This is a genomic window from Arthrobacter sp. 7Tela_A1, assembly GCF_049311065.1.
Taxonomy (GTDB): Bacteria; Actinomycetota; Actinomycetes; order Actinomycetales; family Micrococcaceae; genus Arthrobacter_B.
Genome location: NZ_JAXIOO010000017.1, coordinates 32,118 through 54,311 on the forward strand (window position 1 = coordinate 32,118; position 22,194 = coordinate 54,311).

General features: G+C 65.1%; 20 protein-coding genes. 7 read left to right on the forward strand and 13 right to left on the reverse strand.

All coding sequences use genetic code 11. From position 1 onward, the window contains the following. Positions 1 to 43 precede the first annotated feature (43 nt). The 6 genes from leuA to TVB01_RS09160 form a co-directional block, all read right to left on the reverse strand. A complete protein-coding gene (leuA, locus tag TVB01_RS09135) occupies positions 44 to 1,795 on the reverse strand; it encodes a 2-isopropylmalate synthase (protein WP_422455583.1) in 1,752 nt (583 codons plus the stop codon). Positions 1,796 to 1,974: 179 nt separating this feature from the next. Further along, the gene (locus TVB01_RS09140) at positions 1,975 to 3,501 is read right to left on the reverse strand and encodes an LCP family protein (protein ID WP_422455584.1); all 1,527 of its coding nucleotides are present in this window, start codon (positions 3,499 to 3,501) and stop codon (positions 1,975 to 1,977) included. A gap of 96 nt (positions 3,502 to 3,597) precedes the next feature. Then, entirely contained in the window at positions 3,598 to 4,527 is a 930-nt protein-coding gene (era, locus tag TVB01_RS09145; protein WP_422455585.1) for a GTPase Era, read from the reverse strand. After that, complete coding sequence (locus TVB01_RS09150) at positions 4,520 to 5,830, reverse strand: hemolysin family protein (RefSeq protein ID WP_422455607.1); 1,311 nt, start codon at positions 5,828 to 5,830, stop codon at positions 4,520 to 4,522. Before TVB01_RS09150 ends, era begins: the two co-directional genes overlap by 8 nt. 20 nt (positions 5,831 to 5,850) lie before the next feature. Next, positions 5,851 to 6,324 carry an rRNA maturation RNase YbeY gene (ybeY, locus tag TVB01_RS09155; protein ID WP_422455586.1) on the reverse strand — a complete coding sequence of 158 codons (474 nt, stop codon included), beginning with the start codon at positions 6,322 to 6,324 and terminating at the stop codon, positions 5,851 to 5,853. Then, the gene (locus tag TVB01_RS09160) at positions 6,321 to 7,358 is read right to left on the reverse strand and encodes a PhoH family protein (protein ID WP_422455587.1); all 1,038 of its coding nucleotides are present in this window, start codon (positions 7,356 to 7,358) and stop codon (positions 6,321 to 6,323) included. Before TVB01_RS09160 ends, ybeY begins: the two co-directional genes overlap by 4 nt. A 407-nt stretch (positions 7,359 to 7,765) precedes the next feature. Here TVB01_RS09160 and TVB01_RS09165 point away from each other — a divergent pair, with 407 nt between their 5' ends. Then, on the forward strand, positions 7,766 to 8,677 hold the full coding sequence (locus TVB01_RS09165) for a GerMN domain-containing protein (protein ID WP_422455588.1): 912 nt from the start codon (positions 7,766 to 7,768) through the stop codon (positions 8,675 to 8,677). Positions 8,678 to 8,708: 31 nt separating this feature from the next. Here TVB01_RS09165 and TVB01_RS09170 read toward each other — a convergent pair whose 3' ends face one another. The 3 genes from TVB01_RS09170 to hrcA form a co-directional block, all read right to left on the reverse strand. Next, the gene (locus TVB01_RS09170; protein WP_422455589.1) at positions 8,709 to 9,488 is read right to left on the reverse strand and encodes a 16S rRNA (uracil(1498)-N(3))-methyltransferase; all 780 of its coding nucleotides are present in this window, start codon (positions 9,486 to 9,488) and stop codon (positions 8,709 to 8,711) included. A gap of 17 nt (positions 9,489 to 9,505) precedes the next feature. Next, positions 9,506 to 10,648: a molecular chaperone DnaJ gene (gene dnaJ / locus TVB01_RS09175; protein ID WP_422455590.1), complete on the reverse strand. Its 1,143-nt coding sequence runs from the start codon at positions 10,646 to 10,648 to the stop codon at positions 9,506 to 9,508. An 87-nt stretch (positions 10,649 to 10,735) separates the two neighbouring features. Beyond that, positions 10,736 to 11,749 carry a heat-inducible transcriptional repressor HrcA gene (hrcA, locus tag TVB01_RS09180; protein ID WP_422455591.1) on the reverse strand — a complete coding sequence of 338 codons (1,014 nt, stop codon included), beginning with the start codon at positions 11,747 to 11,749 and terminating at the stop codon, positions 10,736 to 10,738. A gap of 166 nt (positions 11,750 to 11,915) precedes the next feature. Here hrcA and TVB01_RS09185 point away from each other — a divergent pair, with 166 nt between their 5' ends. Beyond that, positions 11,916 to 12,758, forward strand: coding sequence for a DUF3097 domain-containing protein (locus TVB01_RS09185; protein ID WP_422455592.1), 843 nt, complete (start codon positions 11,916 to 11,918; stop codon positions 12,756 to 12,758). A 152-nt stretch (positions 12,759 to 12,910) separates the two neighbouring features. Further along, a complete protein-coding gene (locus tag TVB01_RS09190; protein ID WP_227895775.1) occupies positions 12,911 to 13,339 on the forward strand; it encodes a DUF4870 domain-containing protein in 429 nt (142 codons plus the stop codon). A gap of 116 nt (positions 13,340 to 13,455) precedes the next feature. On the opposite strand, the gene hemW is transcribed toward TVB01_RS09190, so the two are convergent. Together hemW and lepA are read right to left on the reverse strand one after the other, a co-directional pair. Continuing rightward, on the reverse strand, positions 13,456 to 14,685 hold the full coding sequence (gene hemW / locus TVB01_RS09195) for a radical SAM family heme chaperone HemW (protein ID WP_422455593.1): 1,230 nt from the start codon (positions 14,683 to 14,685) through the stop codon (positions 13,456 to 13,458). Then, entirely contained in the window at positions 14,682 to 16,535 is a 1,854-nt protein-coding gene (lepA, locus tag TVB01_RS09200) for a translation elongation factor 4 (RefSeq protein ID WP_422455594.1), read from the reverse strand. Before lepA ends, hemW begins: the two co-directional genes overlap by 4 nt. A gap of 460 nt (positions 16,536 to 16,995) precedes the next feature. Here lepA and TVB01_RS09205 point away from each other — a divergent pair, with 460 nt between their 5' ends. From TVB01_RS09205 to TVB01_RS09215, 3 genes are all read left to right on the forward strand, one after another. Next, complete coding sequence (locus tag TVB01_RS09205) at positions 16,996 to 17,310, forward strand: type II toxin-antitoxin system PemK/MazF family toxin (RefSeq protein WP_422455595.1); 315 nt, start codon at positions 16,996 to 16,998, stop codon at positions 17,308 to 17,310. Positions 17,311 to 17,509: 199 nt separating this feature from the next. Next, positions 17,510 to 17,770 (forward strand): 30S ribosomal protein S20, encoded by a 261-nt coding sequence (gene rpsT / locus TVB01_RS09210; RefSeq protein WP_227895771.1) that lies wholly within the window; start codon positions 17,510 to 17,512, stop codon positions 17,768 to 17,770. A gap of 120 nt (positions 17,771 to 17,890) precedes the next feature. Further along, on the forward strand, positions 17,891 to 18,874 hold the full coding sequence (locus TVB01_RS09215; RefSeq protein WP_422455596.1) for an NAD-dependent epimerase/dehydratase family protein: 984 nt from the start codon (positions 17,891 to 17,893) through the stop codon (positions 18,872 to 18,874). A 37-nt stretch (positions 18,875 to 18,911) separates the two neighbouring features. Here TVB01_RS09215 and TVB01_RS09220 read toward each other — a convergent pair whose 3' ends face one another. Together TVB01_RS09220 and holA are read right to left on the reverse strand one after the other, a co-directional pair. After that, positions 18,912 to 19,571 (reverse strand): pentapeptide repeat-containing protein, encoded by a 660-nt coding sequence (locus tag TVB01_RS09220; RefSeq protein ID WP_422455597.1) that lies wholly within the window; start codon positions 19,569 to 19,571, stop codon positions 18,912 to 18,914. A 20-nt stretch (positions 19,572 to 19,591) separates the two neighbouring features. Next, positions 19,592 to 20,611 (reverse strand): DNA polymerase III subunit delta, encoded by a 1,020-nt coding sequence (holA, locus tag TVB01_RS09225; protein WP_422455598.1) that lies wholly within the window; start codon positions 20,609 to 20,611, stop codon positions 19,592 to 19,594. A gap of 234 nt (positions 20,612 to 20,845) precedes the next feature. Between holA and TVB01_RS09230 the strand changes: the two genes are divergently transcribed. Beyond that, on the forward strand, positions 20,846 to 22,156 hold the full coding sequence (locus TVB01_RS09230; RefSeq protein ID WP_422455599.1) for a TetR family transcriptional regulator: 1,311 nt from the start codon (positions 20,846 to 20,848) through the stop codon (positions 22,154 to 22,156). Positions 22,157 to 22,194: the final 38 nt, after the last annotated feature.

Consider the following 22,194-nt stretch of genomic DNA (forward strand, 5'->3'; position numbering starts at 1 on the left):
GCGCCCGGGCGCGCCCTTTACGTGCGGTGTCCGGGGAATGGAGCTAGGAGCCTGCGCTGTCGCGGATCGCCCGGTTGACCGCAGAGATGACTGCCTTCAGGGCAGAAAGCGTGGTGTTGGAATCGATGCCGACACCCCACAGCACGCGCTCACCGACGGCCAGCTCAACATAGGCCGCAGCCATGGCGTTGCCGCTGGCAGACAGGGCGTGCTCACTGTAGTCGAGCAGGCGCACGTCCACGCCGTCCTGGCTGAGGATTTGCAGGAGCGCATCGATCGGACCAGTACCCGAGGCAACCCGGCGCTGGGGCACACCGCCGCCGGCGCGAAGGCTGGCGGTGAGCAGGAACGAACCGTTCTCAGCGGTATCGGCAGTGACGGAGGTGAGTGCGTAGTGGCCCCAGGCCTCGCCGTCGGAATCAGGGGTGGTGGGCAGGTACTCATCCTGGAACACACGCCAGAGCTCGGCACCGGTGACTTCGCCGCCGACTGTGTCGGTGCGGCGCTGGATGACACCGGAGAACTCGATCTGCGCCCGGCGCGGCAGGTCCAGGTTGTGCTCGTTCTTGAGCAGGTAGGCCACGCCGCCCTTGCCGGACTGGGAGTTTACGCGGATCACGGCCTCGTAGCTGCGGCCAATATCCTTGGGGTCGATGGGCAGGTAGGGGACGCCCCACTGCAGCTCGTCAACAGACTTGCCGGCCGCTGCGGCTTCCTTCTCCATGGACTCAAAGCCCTTCTTGATGGCGTCCTGGTGGGAGCCGGAGAAGGCAGTGAAGACCAGGTCTCCACCGTAGGGCGAGCGTTCCGGAACGGGCAGCTGGTTGCAGTACTCAACTGTGCGCCGGATCTCATCCATGTTGGAGAAATCAATCTGCGGGTCGATTCCCTGGCTGAACATATTCATGCCCAGGGTGATCAGGTCGACGTTGCCGGTGCGTTCGCCGTTCCCGAAGAGGCAGCCTTCGATCCGGTCGGCGCCTGCCAGGTAGCCCAGTTCTGCCGCGGCTACTCCGGTGCCACGGTCATTGTGCGGGTGAAGGGAAAGGATGATGGATTCGCGGTTGGCGAGGTTGCGGTGCATCCACTCGATGGAATCCGCGTAAACGTTCGGCGTCGCCATCTCCACCGTCGCGGGGAGATTGAGGATCATCTGCCGGTCGGGGGACGCTTCCAGCACTTCGGCGACGGCGTTCGAAATCCGCAGCGCGAAGTCCAGTTCAGTCCCGGTGTAGGACTCAGGCGAGTACTCGTACGTAACGTCGATGCCGCGCAGCTGCTCTTCGTACTTCTTGCAGAGCCGTGCACCGCTGAGCGCGATGTCAACAATGCCGTCCTGGTCGGTATTGAAGACGACCTTGCGCTGCAGCACGGAGGTCGAGTTATAGAGATGGACAATGGCCCGGTCGGCACCTTCGAGCGCCTCGTAGGTCCGCTCGATGAGGTGTTCGCGGGACTGGGTCAGGACCTGGATGGTGACGTCATCGGGGATCCGGTCGCCTTCGATCAGCTGGCGCACGAAGTCAAAGTCGAGCTGGGACGCGGACGGGAAACCGACCTCGATTTCCTTGTAGCCCATGTTCACCAGCAGGTCGAACATCTTGTGCTTGCGCTCGGGCGTCATGGGGTCGATCAGCGCCTGGTTGCCGTCGCGGAGATCAACTGCGCACCAGCGCGGAGCCTTGGTGATGGCCTTGTTCGGCCAGGTGCGGTCCGGAAGATCCACGACAATCTGGTCCTGGAAAGGAACGTACTTGTGGATCGGCATACCGGAGGGCTGCTGTGCGTTTCGCATAATGTCTGGGGTGGCCTTTTCTTTGGAGAGCTTCAGAAATGGTGGCCGGGCAACACAAACTCCGCAGCGAGGGTTCGGCCTAAACAGTTGTTTGTGTGGCCTCGCCGCGGCAGCTAAGAAGGAGGATCTCTGCGCGCACGTGCCCAGACTAACACGGAGGCGCCGGGCCTACTGAAAGCTCAGTAACCGAAGGCGCTCTGGCACGTAACCTGCGCCGCCGTCTGTCCCGTGAGTCCGCCAAGGTCGCCGGTCTCCTCCATGGAGGTACCGTCAGTGAAGTCCGCACCCACCTGCACGACGACGCCGCTCACCACCGAGCTGAGGGCCACCTGGGAAGCGGGAATGTTCAGCTCTGCGGCCACCTGGCTGGCCATTTCCTCGTAGCCGTAGGCGTAGAAGATCTGGGTTCCGGGCGTCGTGGCCTGGGCGAGCCCGCCGGCCACAGCCTGGGTGAATCCCTCGCTCAGCAGGAAACGAGCGAGCTCAGCGTCGCGGCCCGTGGGCTCGCCGCTGATGCCGTCCAGGAAGGTCACCGGAATGGTTGCCGGGTCAATGGCTGGTGTTTCCGGGGACTGCTCGGCCGTGGGGGTGCCTGGAGCCGCCGTTTCTGAAGCGGGAGCCTCAGGCTCTTCCCCGCCGGTGACCGACTGGTCCGAGACGAGCCTCTCAAAGAGCGGCTCTGCCGCCGCCTCGTCGAGTACCAGGCGGTTGGGGTCCAGCTCGTAGGGAACCACCGGCGCGGTCACGAAGGCTACATTGCCGAGGTCGACGTCCTTGAGGCGGCCGGCCAGGGCAATCAGGGTTGAAATATCGGTCAGTCCCTCGTCGACGGTGAGGTTCTTCGTCACCGTCTCGGCGATCGAGTAGAGCCGGGGAAGGTTGTTCAGCGTGCCTTCACCCTGCACCTTCCGGACCATGGAGGCCAGGAAGCTCTGCTGTGCCTTAATGCGGCCCTCATCGCCGCCGTCGCCGAAGCCGTGGCGTGTCCGGAGGAAGGCGAGGGCTTGATCGCCCTGGATGCTGGACACGCCGGCCGGGATGTTCAGGCCGGACAGCGGGTCGTCCACGGGCTGGTTGACGCACACCTCGACCCCGCCGAGGGTGTTGGAGAGTTCCTTCACGGCATCGAAGTCCGCCATCATGAAGTGATCGACGTTCAGGCCGGTGAGTTCGTTGATCGCGGCGACCGTGCAGCCGGGGCCGCCGTTGCCGAGGGCGCCGTTGAGCTGCCCCAGGGCCATTTCCTGGTACTGCATCCCGGACTCCGGATCCGTGCACGCCGGGAGCGGCACCAGCAGATCACGGGGGAAGCTGACGACGGTGACATGGGAACGGTCCGCAGCCATGTTCACCAGCATCATGACGTCCGAGTTGTTGGAGTCCTGACCCTCACGGTTGTCAGTTCCGAGGACAAGGATCTGCAGGGCATCCTTGTTGGTGTCCGCCGGGAACTGATCCTGGTCCTGTCCGATGTTCAGCGGCTTGGTGTCGAAATTGCTCTGCAGCCGCATGAGCTGGATACCCGCGAACGCCAGGCCGGACACCAGAGTGAGGGAAAGCAGCACCGCGAGGGTGGCCAGGACAGGGTGGCCGCCCCTGGCGGTGCGGCTGCCGAGGTGGCGGCTGCCGGGAACGGCCTGCCGCCTGCTGCGGTTTCCCGAGGGCGCGGAGGGATGAGGACCTGTTGCGGCACGGCGTGCTGTCATGGCCGGTCCCTCCCACGGATCAGTTGAATTCGGGCAAGCGAAAATGGATGAAAAAAGTGTACGGGGCGCTCCTGTGAAGAAGCTGGCGTGGTGCTGCTAGAAGCCCAACTTGACCAGCTGCTTGGGATCACGCTGCCAGTCCTTGGCGATCTTGACGTGCAGATCCAGGTAAACCCTGGTTCCCAGCAGTGCTTCGATGCCGCGGCGGGCGTTCGTTCCAACCTCGCGCAGGCGTGCTCCGCCCCGCCCAATGATAATCGCTTTCTGCGAAGACCGTTCAACGTAGAGATTCACGCGCACGTCGAGAAGGGGGTTTTCCTCGCTGCGGCCCTCACGCGGAACGATTTCCTCAACGACGACTGCCAGCGAGTGGGGAAGTTCATCCCGGACCCCTTCAAGGGCCGCTTCGCGGACCAGTTCCGCCACCATGACGGCCTCGGGCTCGTCAGTGAGTTCGCCGTCGGGGTACAACGGAGGCGAGGCGGGCATGTGGGAGGCCAGCACGTCTGCCACCGTGTCTACCTGGAAGCCGTCAGCTGCGGAAACCGGCACCACATCGGCCCAGCCTGCCTCGCCGAGGACTTCGTTGCCCAGGGCCGTGACGGACATGAGCTGTTTGGCCAGGGCTGCACGGTCAACGAGGTCCGTCTTAGTAACCAGGGCGATGACGGGCTTTCCCTTGAGCACTGCCAGCTGGTTGGCGATGTAGCGGTCGCCGGGGCCTACTGCTTCGTTGGCGGGAAGGCAGAAGCCAATCGCATCAACTTCAGCGAGCGTGTCAGCCACGAGGTCGTTGAGCCGCTGGCCCAGCAGCGTGCGCGGCCGGTGGAGCCCGGGGGTGTCCACCAGGATCAGCTGTGAATCCTCGCGGTGCACGATTCCCCGGATGGTGTGGCGGGTCGTCTGCGGCTTGGCCGAGGTGATCGCCACCTTTTGCCCCACCAGGGCGTTGGTCAGGGTGGATTTGCCGGCGTTGGGCCGTCCTACCAGGGAGACGAATCCGGCGCGGAAAGTTGGCTCAGTCATTTCGGGGTACCAGTTCTGTTGATTTCGTTCCGGCCGGATGCTTCTCCGGCGTCGAGTTCTCGGGCTGCTGCCCGTCCGGCTGCTTCCAGGCGAGGATGTGGGAAACCCGGTTCCTGCGGCCTTCCAGGCGCTCGGCGTGAAGGACGATTCCTTCGACGACTACTTCGCTGCCGACGATCGGCACGCGGCCGAGCGCCTTCGCCAAGAGCCCGCCTACGGTGTCGACCTCATCGTCTTCCAGGTCGGTTTCAAAGAGCTCACCGAGGTCGTCGATGCCTGCCTTGGAACTGATCCGGAACTTGCCCCCGCCCAGGTTTTCGATTTCGGGGCGTTCGGAGTCGTATTCGTCCACGATTTCGCCGACGATCTCTTCAATCAGGTCCTCAAGCGTCACCAGCCCCGCCGTTCCGCCATACTCGTCGATGACGATCGCCACATGGGTGGATTCGCGCTGGAGTTCCTGGAGCAGCTCACCCACTGCCTTGGATTCGGGCACGTACCGTACGGAGCGGCAAAGTCCGTCGACCGGCTGGGAGGAGGCCTCGGGCGCGCGGCCGTGCAGCTGGGCCGCCACATCCTTCAGGTAGAGGATCCCGATGATCTGGTCTGCACTGTCCTCGATGACCGGCACCCGGGAGTAGCCGGACCGCAGGAACAGCGACATCGCCTGCCGGAGGGTGGAACCGGAGTCAATGCAGACCATGTCGGTGCGGGGCACCATCACGGACCGGACCTTGGTGTCGCCGAGTTCGAAGACAGAGTGGATCAGTTCCGCCTCATTGTTCTCGATCATGTCGGCCTCGGAGGCGCGGTCCAGCAGTTCCCGGAACTCCTCTTCCGTGAAAAAGGCAGCGTCCGGTCCCTGAGTGCCCGGAGCCACTGCGGAACCGATCTTCACCAGCCAGCCCGGTATGGGTCCCAGAATGATGCGCAGCACGCTGACCAGCCCTGCAGTCAGCACCACGACGCCGGTAACGTGCCTGCGGCCGATCTGGCGGGGAGAAACACCTACCAGCACGAACCCGACGCCGGCCATGGTCACGGTTGCCAGGAGACCTGCGAGCCAGAGATTGTTCACCATCAGCTGGAAGGCCATGGCGACCGACACCGCCGTCGCCATTTCAAACCAAACGCGCCAGAACCGCAGGGCGTGCATGTGGGCTACCGGCGCCTTGAGGATACGCTGCAGCGGCTTCCCCGCCCTGCCGGTCAGGAGGGTCTCGGCTTCGTGCCGGGGAAGGTAGCCGTAGGCGGCTTCGGCGGCGGTGAGGAGTCCGGCCAGGACCGTAAAGCCTATGGCCATCACCAGCAGCACGCCTACGCTCAACTGCGTGTCTCCTTGGGGGCGTCCTTGCCCAGGTAGCCGGAAAGGAGCTGCCGCTGGAGGCCGAACATTTCGGCTTCCTCTTCGGGTTCAGCGTGGTCGTACCCCAGCAGGTGCAGGACACCGTGCGTGGTCAGCAGCGCAAGCTCATCGTCAGTGCTGTGGCCGGCTGTCTCCGCCTGGCGGGCGGCGACCTGCGGGCAGAGGACGATGTCGCCCAGCACGCCTGCGGGAGTCGGCCGTCCGGGGGAACCGGGGCGCAGCTCATCCATGGGGAAAGAGAGGACATCGGTGGGACCGGGCAGGTCCATCCATTCGATGTGCAGCTTCTCGATGGCGTCTTCGTCCACCAGGATGATGGACAGCTCGGCCTCGGGATGCACATACAAGGCATCCAGCAGGTAGCGGCCCAGCGCCGCGAGTGCTTCCTCGTCCGCTTCCAGGGCAGACTCGTTGTTTACTTCAATGCTCATTGCTTCTTCTCCTGGCCCGCGCTGCGGGAAGCTGTGCGGGAACGGCGTTCCTCGTCCCATTCACCGTAGGCCGTGACGATGTCGCTGACCAGGCGGTGCCGGACCACGTCCGTGGCGGTCAGCTGCGAGAACTGCACGTCGTCGATCCCGTCCAGGATTTCATGGACGATCCTCAGCCCGGAGACGGTGCTGCCCGGAAGGTCCACCTGGGTGACGTCACCAGTGACAACCATCTTGGAGCCGAAGCCCAGGCGGGTCAGGAACATCTTCATCTGTTCCGGCGTCGTGTTCTGAGCTTCATCCAGGATGATGAAGGCGTCGTTGAGGGTGCGGCCGCGCATGTAGGCCAGCGGCGCCACTTCAATGGTGCCGGCGGCCATGAGGCGGGGGATGGACTCGGGATCCATCATGTCGTGCAGGGCGTCATAGAGGGGCCGCAGGTAGGGGTCGATCTTGTCGTTCAGGGTCCCCGGGAGAAAGCCAAGCCGCTCCCCCGCTTCGACGGCCGGGCGCGTGAGGATGATCCGGTTGACCTCCTTTTGCTGCAGCGCCTGTACGGCCTTTGCCATCGCCAGGTAGGTCTTGCCCGTGCCCGCCGGACCAATCCCGAAAACCACGGTATTGCGGTCGATCGCGTCAACGTAGTTCTTCTGGTTCAGCGTCTTGGGCCGGATCGTCCGCCCGCGGGTGGAAAGGATGTTCTGCGTCAGAACCTCGGCGGGACGTTCAGCGGTCTGGTCCCTGAGCATGGTGATGAGCTGTTCCAGCACCTGCGGCGTGACGCGGGTCTGGTGGCGCGCGAGGACCCTGACCTCATTCACCAGGCGGACAGTCCGGTCGACGGCCTGCGCAGGGCCCGAGACAGAGAGTTCGTTGCCCCGGACGTGGAGGTTGACCTCGGGGAAGGCGGACTCGATGACTTTCAAAGCCTCGTCATTCGCGCCCAGAGACTGGACCATATGCTCCGTGGAGTCAAAGACAATCGTCTGCTGGTCCTCGTGGATGGTGCCGATTCCTGCTGAAGATTCGGTCATATATACGGCCCCTCGGCCTCTCATCGCCCCTTATCAGGTCATCTTGGTCTAAAGCTGCACAACGGAATATTTGGCCCGGTGAACTCCCGGAGCAATTCCGCGCGCACAGCTCATTTAATCTTACTTGATCTGCGCCACGCCGTGCCGCCATGGAAGCAGGAGTCTAGCCGCAACAGGTACGGGAGGGGTCCGTGACGCGGGTTACGCGGTTTGTCTCGGCTTTGCATCGGCTCGGTCTCAATCAGGTTTCAGTCCCATCCCAGAACAGTTAAGTCACCGTTTTCGGGCCGCGGGCTGTGCCAAGCTTGGGGTCGTGCTGCGGCCGGATCCCCGCTCCGGACGCTCCCCCACATGCACCGCCCGGTCCCCGGACTGCGGGCACTGAGCAACGGAAGGCAGGGACAGCTATGGCAAGACAACGGCGGACCCGCATCCGAATCCTCCTCCTCGCAGCCTCAGTTCCGTTCTTCCTGCCCGGCTGCGGCGTCGTCGCCGAGCTGCCTACTACCTCGATGCCCGAATCGTTCAGCAAATCATCTGCGTCTGAAGGGCTGCCCATGGCGGTTTCGGCTCCCGCGGAGGCAACGGCCTCGAAAGTTGTCATGCCGGTCTACTGGCTGGCCCAGAACGAATCCGACATCCAGCTGTACCGGGAGTTCCTGCCGTCTGAAAACACGGGCGACCCGATTGGCGAAGCAGTACAGGCCATGACGGCGCAGGTTCCGCACGACAGCGACTACTTCACGCCCTGGCAGCCGGCGTCTGAGGTGACCGCCTCGATTTCGACCAAGAACGTCATCACGGTGGACATTACCTCCGACGCCTTCAAGGCCTCGCTCGACGCCGGCATGGCCCACCGGGCCGTTCAGCAGCTGGTGTACACCGCTACCGCCGCTGCGGCCAACGCCGGACTCACGACGGCGGGGCACAACACCAGCGTGGTTGTCCTGGTGGACGGCAAGGCAGGCTACCAGGCCTTCGGCCACGAGCTGCTGGCAAAACCCCTCGAACGCGACAAGAAGCTGCCCGCACCCATTTGGATCATCGACCCCCAGGAAGGCGACGGCGTCGAAACCTCCGTGACCGTCAGCGGTTCCGCCGTAGTCCGGGAGGAGAAACTTTCCTGGAGCGCCGAGCCGATCGTGAAGGGACGTCCGGATACGTCAGCCGCCACCACGGGCAGCGTGGCACTCGATGCCGCCACCGGTGAAACGGCACTATTCAGTGTGACCATCAAACTGGAACCGGGCGAATACAACCTGCGGGTCTTCCATGGCGATGGAGCCAACGAAGATTCGAAGCGTATTACTGTCTACTGACGCGGAGGACGCCCGGGCTGACTCGGGAGCTTTAGGACCAGCGGCCCAGCACGTGGTTCAGCAGCACCAGTGCTGCCGGGCCGGCGCTTGACGAGCGCAGCACGTGCGGCCCAAGGCGCACCGTGAGGGCACCGGCTGCACGCAGGGACTCCAGCTCCGCGGGAGAGATCCCGCCCTCGGGACCCACCACGACGGCAATCGAAATCCGGTCCCCCGCTGCACGGTCCTGCCCCTGGATCTCCAGTGACCCCACCGCGTCAACCAGTCCGGTGTCCGCATCTTCGTGAAGGACGAGCACAAGGTCCATGCCTGCCAGCCGCTGCGGAAGTGTCTTGGTATCAGCGACGCCCAGGACGACGGGCAGCCGGGAACGTCGGGACTGCTTGGCCGCGGACGTGACGACCGATTGCCACTTCGCCTGTCCCTTCGCTGCCTTCTCGGCGCGCCACCGCACAATGCTGCGCTCTGACTGCCAGGGAATGACGGCGTCGACCCCCAGCTCCGTAGCTGCCTCAATGGCCTGCTCATCCCGGTCCCCCTTGGCCAGGGCCTGGACCAGGATGAATTCGTGGACCGGGGCGGGCTCGGACTGGACTTCGCTGACCTCGATCTCCAGCAGGGCAGGCTCAGCGGAGCGGACAGTTCCGCGCAGCCGGATCCCGGCGCCGTCGACAATGTCAACGTCCTCGCCCGGAGCCAGCCGCTTCACCGAAACAGCGTGCCGGGCCTCCGGGCCGGTCAGCGCGAACACGCCTCCCGGCGCCGCCGCTGCCACCTGTTCGGGGTCGCCGAAAAAGATCGGGTTGGTCATGAAGTGCCAGCCGGCGGCTAGTGGTTGCCGAGGCGGTCTCGGAGCTTGGCGAAGACCCCCGGGCTGCTGGTGCCGCCGACGCGGCCTTCGGCGAACTGTTCGCCGCGAAGTTCAGCGAGCCGGCGGAGGAGTTCTTCCTGCTCGGCGTCGAGCTTCTGCGGCGTCTCGACCTGGACGTGGACCAACAGGTCCCCGCGGCCGTAACCGCGCAGGTGGGTGACGCCCAGGCCCTTGAGAGTGGTCACTTCGCCGGACTGGGTGCCCGGTTTGATGCTGATTTCCCGCGCTCCGTCGAACGTTTCCATGGTGATGACCGTGCCCAGGGCTGCCGCGGTCATGGGGACGGTCAGCGTTGCATGCAGGTCGTCGCCTTCCCGGACGAACACCGGATCGGCGTTGACGCGGATTTCCACGTAGAGGTCACCCTGGGGTCCGCCGGCAGTGCCGGCCTCTCCCTGGCCGCTGAGCTGGATGCGGGTGCCGGTGGCGACGCCGGCGGGGACCTTGATCGTCAGCGTGCGGCGGCTGCGGACCCGGCCCTCTCCGGCACACTCGTGGCACGGATCGGGAATGATGGTGCCGAACCCCTGGCAGGAACCGCAGGGAGCGGTGGTCATGACCTGGCCGAGGATGGAGCGGACGGCGCGCTGGACCTGCCCCGTGCCGTGGCAGATGTCGCAGGTGCGCGGTGAGGTACCGGGCTGGCAGCACGAGCCCTCGCAGGTGGGGCAGAGGACAGCGGTCTCGACGTCGATCTTCTTGTTGGTGCCGAAAACGGCGTCCTTCAGGTCGATGCGGACGTTGATGAGCGCGTCCTGGCCGCGGCGGGTACGCGAAGCCGGTCCCCGGCCGCCACCGGCGCCGGCGCCTCCGCCGAAGAACGTGTCGAAGATGTCCTGGAAGCCGAATCCCTGGCCGCTGAAGCCGCCGCCGAAACCGTTGTCGGTGCCGTTCTCCTGGCCGGTGGTGTCATAGACCCGCCGCTTCTGCGGGTCGGAGAGGACCTCGTAGGCGTGGGACACTGCCTTGAACTCGTCAGCGGCTCCGGGTGCGGTGTTGACGTCGGGATGCAGCTTGCGGGCAAGCTTGCGGTACGCCTTTTTGATTTCCTCGCCGGTGGCATCCCGGCTGACGCCGAGTACCTGGTAGTGATCACTCACTCGTGCACATCGCTTCCTGTGTTGCGTACCCCGTCAAGGGGCGGTTTATGTCTTTTCGACGGCGCCCGGAGGGGCTGCCGCTCCGGGTCACTCGTTCAGGACCCGGGAAAGGTAGCGGGCGACGGCGCGGACCGCAGCCATGGTATTGGGGTAGTCCATTCGGGTGGGACCAAGGATTCCTACCATAGCGGACGCGTCCGGGCCGTACCCAGTGGCCACCACCGAGGCCTCGGAGAGGGAGCCGTAGGGGTTCTCCGAACCGATGCGGACGGAGACACCTCTGGCGTCCTGCTCCATCTCTGAAAGCAGGCGAAGCATGACCACCTGTTCTTCAAGTGCTTCAAGGATCGGTCCGATGGTCAACGGGAAGTCTCCGGTGGCACGCGCCAGGTTCGCCGTTCCTGCCATGACCATCTTGTCCTCGCGGTTGATGCCCGCAAGCTGTTCCAGGCAGCGGCCGAGCGCCCCCGCGGTGCCGCGCAGCTGTACCGGCACCGTCGCGAGGCAGTCCGCGAGGTGGCTGGTGATGCGCGTTAGGTTGGTTCCCGACAGTCCCTGCAGGAAGTGCTGCCGGAGTTCGTGCAGGGCCGGCTCGGTGACCGGGGACGGAACGGTGATGACCCGCTGCTCAACCCGGCCCGTGGTGGAAATCAGGACAACCAGCACCTGTGCCGGTGCCAGCAGGACGAACTCGATATGCCGCACCTTGGCATTGCCCAGATGCGGATACTGGACGACGGCGACCTGGTTGGTGAGCTGGGCCAGCAGGCGCACCGTCCGGTCCAGGACGTCATCAATGTCCTCGGCACCCTCCAGAAGGTTCTGGATGGCACGGCGTTCGGCACTCGACAGCGGCTTCAGGTCCGAGAGCTGGTCAACGAAGAGCCGGTACCCCTTGTCGGTAGGGATACGTCCGGCAGAGGTATGCGGGGCAACAATCAGGCCCTCTTCTTCGAGGACCGCCATGTCGTTGCGGATAGTAGCGGAGGAGACACCGAGCCGGTGCCGCTCCACCAGGGCCTTGGAACCGACAGGTTCGCGGGAATGGACGTAATCTTCAACAATGGCCCGGAGCACCTCGAGCCGGCGTGGTTCACTCATGGTTTTCCCTCCCTTGTTGAAGTTCCTGCGGCACGTTTACGCCGATTAGCACTCGGCATACTCAAGTGCTAAGTCTAATACGTTCCGATGCCGTTGTTAGCATTGAATCTCCCGTGCCTGCGAGACCGCCGGCGCTTTGACCCGTGTCCAGGAACGAGGAAACCCCGTGCCGAACTTTGAATGGGGACCGAGGGATATCTCTGCCCCGGTCCGGAAAGCACTTCGGCAGGTCGGCGCCGAGAAGGGCCTTGTGCTGGAGGATGTCCAAACCGGCTGGGTAGGCGCCGTCCTGCGAACGGAAAAGTCCGGGGGCCTGCACCTCATGGTCCTTGAAGACGCCCGGGGACGCACCAAATCCTTTGAACTGGGCTTCGGCTTCCTCCTCGAAGGCGAACCCGTGGAGGTGGTTCCGGCAGTAAGGTCCTCCGCCCCGGCAGTGCAGCGCACCGCGTCCGGTTCGGTCGCCGTAGCGAACCAGCGGGCCCGCACCGCGCGGGCCAGCCGCATCTGGGTGGAAGGAAAGCACGACGCCGAGCTGGTGGAGAAGGTCTGGGGCGATGATCTGCGTGTTGAAGGCATCGTCGTCGAACCCCTCCACGGCGTGGACGACCTGGCTGCGGCGGTTCGGGATTTCTCCCCCGGGCCCGGACGGCGGCTGGGAATCCTGGTGGACCACCTGGTGCCGGGGTCCAAGGAATCCAGGATCGCAGCCGCAGCGATGGCCGTTCCCGGCGCAGCAGAGAACGTCCTGATCGTTGGCCACCCCTACGTGGACGTCTGGCAGGCGATCAAGCCCCACGTCATCGGACTGCAGGCCTGGCCCGTGGTCCCGCGTTCCGAAGACTGGAAGACCGGCATCCTGAAGGGACTCGGCTGGCCGCACCGTGACCACACCGACGTCGCCATGGGCTGGAAGAAACTCCTGGGTGCCGTGCGGACCTACGCGGACCTGGAACCAACCCTCCTGGGGCGGGTCGAAGAGGTCATCGACTTCCTCACCGTGCCCTAGCCCGGCAGGCCTTGCCGGCGCCGTCCCCCGGCTGCGGCGCCCCGCCGCGGCTGTGTTTGCCTGGACACGCCGCCGGACCCAGTACCCTTGATGAACAACAGGTACCCGTGGGTGCGAACCCTGCGTCATCTGAGAGTTAAAGGAATGCAACTGTGTCCAACACACGCCAGAACCATCCGCAGCGACCGGAAAACCACGGTTCACCAGCGCGCCCGGACTACCAGGGTGCACCCGCCAACGCCCTTCCGCTGACTGCTTCCGAAGACCGCCAGTGGGCAACACTGTCCCATTTCGGCGGCATCCTGGGCTTTGTGCCGTCCCTCATCATTTACCTGGTCTTCCGCGACCGCGGCCCGTTCACCGCACAGGAATCCAAGGAGGCACTGAACTTCACCCTGCCTCCCACCATCCTGGCGCTGGTCGCCTGGCTGCTGTCCTTCATCCCCGTTGTGGGCGGCTTTTTCGCGGTCTTTAATGCCCTGATCTGGATTGCCGTCGCCGTGGCTTCTGTTATTGCCGGCATCGAATGCAACCGCGGGCGGCCGTACCGCTACCGCTTCAACCTGCGCCGGATCCGCTGACGCATTCAGCGCCTCCGGCCGCCGCCGAAAGACACGCTGCACTAAGAGACCCGCCATACCAAGAGACCCGCCATCCCTTCAGGGAACGGCGGGTCTCTTGTGTTGAGCGGGCTACACTAAGGCAGCAGGCGGCGCACGACGGCGTCCGCCAGCAGGCGTCCCTTCAGCGTCAGCAGGACGGTTCCGGCCATGGCGGCCCGGGGATCAACCAAACCATCGGCAATGAGTCCGGCCACCGCAAGGCGGCCCTCCGGGCGCAGCCGGTCACGGGAAATTCCTTCGGCAAGCCGGGCTCGAAGCATGACGTCTTCGAGGTAACGGGTGTCTGCGTCCAGGGTTTCGCGGCCGACTGCCGGGGATTCCCCCGCCGCGATCCGGCCTGCATAGGCAGTGGGGTGCTTGGCATTCCACCAGCGGATGCCGCCGACGTGCGAGTGCGCACCGGGACCGACGCCCCACCAGTCATCGCTGCGCCAGTACGCCATGTTGTGCCGGCATTCATCCGACGGTGTCCGTGCCCAGTTGCTGACCTCGTACCAGCCGAGTCCGGCTGCTCCGAAAAGTTCATCGGCCAGCAGGTATTTGTCCGCGTGGTCGTCGTCGTCGATGGGCGGAACTTCGCCGCGCCGGATCCGTGCCGCCAGCTTGGTGCCGTCTTCAATGATCAGGGCGTAGGCGGAAATATGGTCCGGTTCGTAGCCAAGCGCTTCCTCAACGGAGTACTTCCAGTCCGCCAGGGACTCCCCCGGTGTGCCGTAGATCAGGTCCACGCTCACCTTGAGGCCGGCGTCGCGCGCCCATTTCACGGCCTGCGGCACCCGCGAGGGCGTGTGTGTCCGGTCCAGGACCGCCAGCACATGCGGAACAGCCGACTGCATGCCGAAGGACACGCGGGTGAAGCCGGCGTCAGCGAGCAGCTGCAGTGATTCCGGTGTGACTGAATCCGGGTTGGCTTCGGTGGTCACCTCGGCGCCCGGGGCCAGGCCCCACTGTTCGACGGCGGTGCCGAGGATGGCTGCGAGGTCTTCGGCCGGCAGCAGCGTCGGTGTTCCTCCGCCGAAGAAGACCGTTTCGACCGGGCGGTGCGGAACGCCGGAAGCCCTCAGGGCGCCGGCGGCGAAACGCACTTCCTGCTGCGCCGTCGCCGCGTACTCAACCTGCGAGGCACCCCCGCCAAGTTCCGTGGCCGTGTAGGTGTTGAAATCGCAGTAGCCGCAGCGGACGGCGCAGAACGGGATATGGACGTAGAGGCCGAACCGGCGCCCGGCTGCCTCCGTGGCAGCCTGGGCCGGCAGGATACCGTCCTTTGGCGCGGGATCCCCGAGGGGCAGTGCGCTGGGAGTCACTTCTTGGTTTTGTCCTTGGACTCGTCGGAGGACAGCGCGGCGACGAAGGCTTCCTGGGGAACCTCGACCCGGCCCACCATCTTCATGCGCTTCTTGCCTTCCTTCTGCTTTTCCAGCAGCTTGCGCTTACGGCTGATGTCGCCGCCGTAGCACTTGGCAAGCACGTCCTTGCGGATAGCGCGGATGGATTCGCGGGCGATGATGCGGGAACCAATGGCAGCCTGGATCGGCACCTCGAACTGCTGCCTCGGGATCAGCTCGCGGAGCTTTCCGGTCATCATGACACCGTAGGAGTAGGCCTTGTCCTTGTGGGTGATGGAGCTGAAAGCATCCACCTGCTCGCCCTGGAGCAGGATGTCCACCTTGACCAGGTCGGCCACCTGTTCGCCGTCGGCCTTCCAGTCCAGCGAAGCGTAACCGCGGGTCTTGGACTTCAAGACGTCGAAGAAGTCGAAAACAATCTCGGCCAGCGGCAGGCGGTACCGGATTTCCACCCGGTCCTCGGAGAGGTAATCCATGCCGCCCAGGACTCCGCGGCGGGTCTGGCACAGCTCCATGATGGCGCCGACAAATTCGCTCGGAGCAAGGATCGTGGCGGAGACCATCGGCTCGCGGACCTCTTTGATCTTGCCTTCCGGGTACTCGCTCGGATTGGTCACGGTGACCACCTTGTTGTCCTCGAGCGTCACCTCGTATTCCACGTTCGGTGCGGTGGAGATCAGGTCCAGGTTGTACTCACGCTCGAGCCGCTCACGGGTGATTTCCAGGTGCAGCAGGCCCAGGAAGCCCACCCGGAAACCGAAGCCCAGCGCCGCCGAGGTCTCGGGTTCGTAGACGAGCGCGGCGTCGTTAAGCATCAGTTTTTCCAGCGCATCGCGCAGCACCGGGTAATCCGCGCCGTCGATCGGGTAGAGCCCGGAGAACACCATGGGTTTGGCATCGGCGTAACCGGGCAGTGATTCGGCTGCCGGTTTGGCGAGGTTGGTGACAGTGTCGCCGACCTTGGACAGGCGCACGTCCTTCACACCGGTAATGAGGTAACCGACTTCGCCGACGCCCAGGCCCTTGGAGGGGGTGGGTTCGGGCGAGCTGACACCGATTTCCAGGAGCTCGTGGCTCGCACGGGTGGACATCATCTGCACGCGCTCGCGCGGCGAGAGCTTGCCGTCGACCACGCGAACGTACGTGACCACGCCCCGGTAGGTGTCGTAGACCGAGTCGAAGATCATGGCGCGTGCCGGTGCGTTGGGGTCGCCGACCGGTGCAGGAATGTCACGGACAATCTGGTCCAGCAGGGCTTCAACGCCGACGCCGGTCTTGCCGGAAACCTTCAGCACGTCCGCCGGATCGCCGCCGATCAGGTGTGCCAGCTCCTCGGCGTACTTCTCCGGCTGCGCTGCCGGGAGGTCGATCTTGTTGAGGACGGGGATGATGGTGAGGTCGTTCTCCATCGCCAGGTAGAGGTTGGCCAGCGTCTGGGCCTCGATGCCCTGGGCGGCGTCGACCAGGAGCACTGCACCCTCGCAGGCTGCCAGCGACCGTGATACCTCGTAGGTGAAGTCCACATGGCCCGGGGTGTCGATCATGTTCAGGGCGTAGGACTTGTCATCCAGTTCCCACGGCATCCGCACAGCCTGGGACTTGATGGTGATCCCGCGTTCGCGTTCGATGTCCATGCGGTCCAGGTACTGCGCCTTCATGTCGCGCTGCTGGACCACGCCGGTGAGCTGGAGCATGCGGTCAGCCAGGGTGGACTTGCCATGGTCGATGTGGGCGATGATGCAGAAGTTCCTGATGATCGCCGGATCCGTCGCGGCAGGCACCGGTGAGAAGCGGGCCAGAGGTGACACTGTGGCGGTTCCTTTACTGTTTGCGCCGGCTGTCCGTTTACACCCGCGCTGCAGCTGTTGTGCTGCCCGGAGGGCGGGTTGTCCTGGACCTTGCGCAGGGATTGTTCGAAAGTGGATTCGTTTCTAAGTTAACAGTCTCCCACGTTTGCCCTGCCGGTCCCGAACTCCGGCACAGGCTGTGAAGCCTAAGATGCAGGCATGGCTTTTTCCTCCCGAAACCTCCTCGGACTCGCCCGCATGGCACTGAGGGCAGCACGGCATCTTTCCCCCGGTCCGGGGGGGGCGCGCCCCCGCCCCCCCCCCAAGCCCCCCCCCCCCCCCCCCCCCGCCCCACGCCCGGCGCGCGCCGGCATCGGCACCTGCCTCCCCCCGCGCCGCCCGGAGCTGGTCCGGCGATTACCAGGGCCCGCTCTCCCCCGTCTACGACCCGCACCCGGACGGCAGGCCAGATCCCGGTGAGGTGGTCTGGGCCTGGGTCCCGTACGAAGACGATCCCAGCCAGGGCAAGGACCGCCCGGTGCTTCTCATCGGCCGGCACGGGCAGAGACTGCTGGCGCTGATGATGACCACGCGGGACCGCAACAACTCAAGGGAGACTGACCCGGACTACCTCGACATCGGATCCGGGCCATGGGACAGCCGGGGCCGTCCCAGCGAAGTGAAGCTGGACCGGGTCCTGCAACTGGACCCCGCAGCCATCCGGCGGCAGGGCGCCGTCGTCGACCGTGCCGTGTTCGGAAAAGTGGCTGCACGCCTGGCCGCGCGGCGCCGATAGTCTTCCTCCGTCCGGAGCCGGGCTGCTGCGCGGATCACGCATCCGCGCCAAAGTTCTGCTAACATTTATTGCTGTGTGTCCGCGCAGGTCGACGGGCACTTCAGGCCGGGCGCCATTACGGTATCCCCACGCCGCTCAGTCAATGTCTGGTCTGAAATTCCCTCACCGACCAAGTCCGCAATACAAAGAGAGTTTATAAGTGGCCAATATTAAGTCCCAGAAGAAGCGCATCCTCACCAACGAGAAGGCGCGCCAGCGCAACAACTCGGTGAAGTCCGAGCTGAAGACGCTGATCCGCAACGTGGATACCGCTGTCACCGCTGCTGACAAGGATGCCGCTCAGGCAGCACTCCAGGCTGCTACCCGCAAGCTGGACAAGGCTGTCAGCAAGGGCGTTATCCACAAGAACAACGCGGCTAACCGCAAGTCGGCCATCTCCAAGAAGGTCAACGCGCTCTAAGCGGTGAATTCTTAGTCTTACCAGTCTGGGGGGGGCGGCCGGGGGGGGCGGCCCCCCCAGACTGCTTTAACGCCCCTTAGCCGCCTCCCCCTGTCACTCCCGCGGTGCTTTACTGGCTCCATGCGCAGAGTACTGATTCTCGGAGGGACAGCCTGGCTGGGCCGGGAAATCGCCCGGCAGTTACTGGACCGGGGCGACGCCGTAACGTGCCTCGCCCGCGGCTCCTCAGGCACGCCGCCCGCCGGGGCTGACTTCATTGCGGCCGACCGGCTGCTGCCGGACGGTTACGCGGAGGTGGAAGGCCAGCCCTGGGACGAAGTGATCGAACTCGCGTACGAGACCACCCTGGTCGCCGGCGCCTTGAGGGCACTCGGCCCGACGGCGGCCCACTGGACGCTCATATCCTCCGTCTCTGTCTACGCTGACGATTCGGTTCCCGGCGCGGATGAGTCTGCGGCCCTGGTGGAGTCTTTCGGGGCCGAAGACTATGCCCAGGCAAAAGCAGCAGCGGAGCGTCTCAGTTCCCAGGACCTCGGGGACCGGCTGTTGATCATCCGGCCCGGGCTCCTTGCCGGAGCGGGAGATACGAGCGACCGCTTTGGCTACTGGCCGGCCCGTTTCGCGCTGGCCGGCAGCGGACCGGTCCTGGTGCCGGGGCTCGATGAATTACCGGTGCAGGTCCTGGAGGCCAGTGATCTGGCGTCCTGGCTGGCAGTTGCGGGGGTCCGCGGACTCACCGGGGTATTCAACGCCACCGGAGACAGCCACCCGCTCCGCGAAGTCCTGGAGCTCGCTGCCGACGTTGCAGGCTTCAGCGGCGAAATGATCAGCGCCCCGGAGGCGTGGCTGCTGGACAGGAACGTGCGGTACTGGTCGGGACCGAGGTCGCTGCCGCTGTGGCTGCCCGCGGCCGACGCCGGCTTTGCCCTGCGCAGCAACACTGCGTTCCACGCTGAGGGCGGCGAGCCGGCGCAGCTCAGCCACACACTGGAGAGGGTCCTGCAGGACGAGAGGGAGCGTGGACTGGACCGGCCCCGCAGATCCGGGCTCAGCCGAACCGAAGAGCTGGACCTGCTGGGGATGCTGGCCGCGGAGCACAGCTGAAACCCCGGCGGCCGGTTACTTCGGCTCTACGCCGGCGTTAGCCCTCCACCCTGATCCCCAGATGGCCGGCAAGCATGGCCGCCATGTCTTGGAGCTGCAGCGCACTGAGTGTTGCTCCGCGGAGGAACCCGACGCCGGAGATCCCGCGGATCACTGCCCCTCGCAGGTCGACGTGTTCAAGGGTTGCCTGGTCCAGCACCAGGGTGTCGATCCTGCTGCCTTCAAACGAGGCACGGGTAAGTTTGGCGCCGCTGAGATCGAGTTCTCCAATGACGCAGTCGCTAAAGGACACGTCCCTGAGCACCGATCCGCGCAGGTTCAGGAAATCGAGTTTGCTGCCGGAAATTCGGACGGAATTCCACTGCGAGGAGAAGGCCTCGGCGGAGCCTATGCGGGAGCCGTCAATGGCGGCGTCGCGAAGAATCAGGCCGGGCGCGGTGAGGACGGGAGCGTTGAACCGCTCGAGCCTGGTATCCAGGAACCGGGCGTTCCGCAGGCTGGCCTCGTGGGCGTAGATGCTGACCAGCTCACACTCACTGAAGGAGATGCCGTCAAGGTCGCGTCCGCTGAGGTCGCCGCCGGTATAGCTCTCGCCGTCGTAACGCCTGTGGGGCCGGAGCTCCTCTGGATCGCCCGCCTCCAGCGCGGGAAGGGTGATGCGGCCAATTCGCGGAGAGGAAAGCGCTTTCCCAGCCATGGTGTCCTTCGTTATCCGCGCTATCGGCCGGAGGCAGCCAGGGCAATGACGGTGACGGCACGCTCGACGGCGTACACCGGGTCACGTCCGGCCCCTTTGACCTGGGCATCGGCTTCAGCCAGCACCTGGACGGCCTTGATGAGGGACTCGGAGGAGAACCGCTGGGCGTCGCGCCTGGCCTGGTCCACCTGCCAGGGCGCCATGCCCAGGTCCTTGGCGAGCGAGGCCGAGGAACCGCGGAGGTCCGCGACCCTGGCAACACCGCGGACCTTCATGGCCAGTGCCGCCACCAGCGGAACGGGATCCACGCCCGTGGCCAGGGCATGGCGCAGCATGGACAGGGCTGCGCCTGCGCGCCCGGCGAGGGCGGCGTCGGCAACCTTGAACGCCGTAGCTTCAACCCGGCCGCCGTAGTACTTTTCGACCGTCTCTTCGGTGATCTCTCCGGGTGCATCGTTTATGAGCTGCTGGCAGGCGGCCGCAAGCTCGGAAAGGCTGGAACCGACGGCGCTGACCAGGGCCCGCACGGCGCCGGCGTCGATTCGCCGCTTGGCTGTGCGGAATTCCTGAGTGACAAAGTCGGCCTTGTCCGAATCCTTCTTGAACGGCTGGCAGTCGATGACCGGGGCTTTGGCCGTTTTGACGGCGTCGAGCAGCTTTTTGCCGCGGTTGCCGCCGGAGTGGTGGAGCACCAAGACGGTGTCCGGCGCGGGATCCCGAAGGTAGGCCAGCGTGTCATTGAGGAATTCCTCGCTCATGTGGGCGAGGTTGCCGGCTTCGATGAGCTTGGCTTCGCCAAAAAGTGAAGGGCTGGCGATCAGCGTCAATTCCCCGGCAGTGTAGGCGGCGGCGTCGACCCGGATGACCTCGGTGTCGGGTGCAGTGCTGCGCTGCTGCAGGCGGATGTTCTCCATGGCCCGTCCGGCCAGGTATTCCTCCGGTCCGGTGAGCAGGACAACCGGTGCAGGAGCAGCCTGCCGCCAGGAGACTGTCCCCGCCGCCGGCTTCGCGGAAGACTTCTTCGGTACGGCCGGATTCACGGATTTTGCTCCTGCGCATGGATGGGATCGATCACCCCTTACATTGCCACGGTGGACCCCTCCCGCCAACTTCCGCCGTCGTCGTTTTTGCCACATCGGGTGCAGGGACGGCGCGCCGTCCCTGCAGGCTGACCACACAAGCAGAAAGCCACGACGGCGCGGGCAGTCAAGTTTGTATGCAACGGCGCCTGCCGCTAATGTTGCGGAGGCATACGCCTGGAGGAGAGTGATTTCGTGGCCGCAGTTGAGGGTACCCCCTCCCGCCGCAAGGCCTCCCGCCGGCAGCCGCCTTCTGTCGTTGCGCGTGCCGCCGTGAGCGCAGCGCTGGAACACGGCTATGAGCATGTGACAGTGGAAATGATCTGTTCCCTGGCTGATATTTCCCGGAGCACGTTCTTCAACCATTTCCCTTCCCGCGACGCAGCAATAATCGGCAAGCCACTGACTGTCCCCGGACCCGAGGTGACGCACCCGATTCTCTCCGGGTACCCGGATGACCTGGTCCGGGGGCTGCTGGAGATGCAGGTCCCAGGCCTTGTCCACCGGACAGCCGATGCCGATGTCCTGCGAGACCGTACGCGGCTGATCACCGAACAGCCGGCAGCCATGAGCCAGTATTCCACCGGGCTCATCTCCGTCCAGAACAACCTCACGGAGGCCGTCGAAGGCTGGCTTCGTGCCAATCCGCAGCATTCCCGGCTTCCCGGCAGGCCCCGGACTGAAGCGGTCCTTGCGGTCACGGCAGCCTACGCGGCACTCTATGCCGCCTCGAAGTGGTGGAGCATTCCGCTGCGTGACCTTCCTGAGCCAATGTCTGCCTGCCTCTCCGCTGCCGATGCCCTGCGGGTCGTCGTTGGAGCGAATGACCCCTCGCGCCCTAAAAGCGTCCCCTGCGTTCCGGTGCCCGAAGTCGCGGACTGTTCTGCCCGCGCACCCGGGCTGCGGGAACGAAAGCGCCGTGACACTGAAAACCGCATTGAACTTGCCGCAGTCCGCGGGGCCCTGGAGCGCGGCTTCGCGGCCGTCACGGTGGATGAGATCTGCGAAGAGGCAGTGATTTCGCGGAGCACGTTCTTCAACTATTTCCCTTCCCGGGATGCCGCGATCGTTGGCAGGCCGTTGGAAGTGCTGCCGCAGGAGGCCGCTGACGCAGTCCTTTCCAGCCACGGCAGGGACACCGCAGCGGGTGCATTCGCACTGATTTTTGGTTCGCTGGGGCCCACCGACACCGAGGTTGCCCGGCTGCGGGCAGAGCTGTCCCGCAAACAGCCCGCGGCCCGTGATGCCGGAACCACAACGCTGGTTGATGCCGGCACGCAGATCATGGCAACCATCCGGGACTGGCTTGCCGCCAACCCGCAGTACTCGAGCATCAACGGCGGCCCGGCCTATGAAGCGTCCCTGGCGTCCAACGCAGCGTACGCCGCGATTTCCGTCGTGGAAGACGGATGGCTGGGCGCCGCTGCCGATGTGCAGGCCAGCTCGAAGGTTTTCACCGCAGCCATGACCGACCTGCGGACCATCCTGTCCGGGCAGCCTGCGTGAGCCAGGCCGGCAGCCAGGCCACCCGGGTACCTAGCCGG

Excerpts from the sequence above, each read along its gene's own strand:
- leuA (WP_422455583.1), bottom strand. The coding sequence starts at position 1,795 with ATGCGAAACGCACAGCAGCCCTCCGGTATGCCGATCCACAAGTACGTT.
- TVB01_RS09140 (WP_422455584.1), bottom strand. The coding sequence starts at position 3,501 with ATGACAGCACGCCGTGCCGCAACAGGTCCTCATCCCTCCGCGCCCTCG.
- era (WP_422455585.1), bottom strand. The coding sequence starts at position 4,527 with ATGACTGAGCCAACTTTCCGCGCCGGATTCGTCTCCCTGGTAGGACGG.
- TVB01_RS09150 (WP_422455607.1), bottom strand. The coding sequence starts at position 5,830 with ATGGCCATAGGCTTTACGGTCCTGGCCGGACTCCTCACCGCCGCCGAA.
- ybeY (WP_422455586.1), bottom strand. The coding sequence starts at position 6,324 with ATGAGCATTGAAGTAAACAACGAGTCTGCCCTGGAAGCGGACGAGGAA.
- TVB01_RS09160 (WP_422455587.1), bottom strand. The coding sequence starts at position 7,358 with ATGACCGAATCTTCAGCAGGAATCGGCACCATCCACGAGGACCAGCAG.
- TVB01_RS09165 (WP_422455588.1), top strand. The coding sequence starts at position 7,766 with ATGGCAAGACAACGGCGGACCCGCATCCGAATCCTCCTCCTCGCAGCC.
- TVB01_RS09170 (WP_422455589.1), bottom strand. The coding sequence starts at position 9,488 with ATGACCAACCCGATCTTTTTCGGCGACCCCGAACAGGTGGCAGCGGCG.
- hrcA (WP_422455591.1), bottom strand. The coding sequence starts at position 11,749 with ATGAGTGAACCACGCCGGCTCGAGGTGCTCCGGGCCATTGTTGAAGAT.
- TVB01_RS09215 (WP_422455596.1), top strand. The coding sequence starts at position 17,891 with ATGCGCAGAGTACTGATTCTCGGAGGGACAGCCTGGCTGGGCCGGGAA.
- TVB01_RS09220 (WP_422455597.1), bottom strand. The coding sequence starts at position 19,571 with ATGGCTGGGAAAGCGCTTTCCTCTCCGCGAATTGGCCGCATCACCCTT.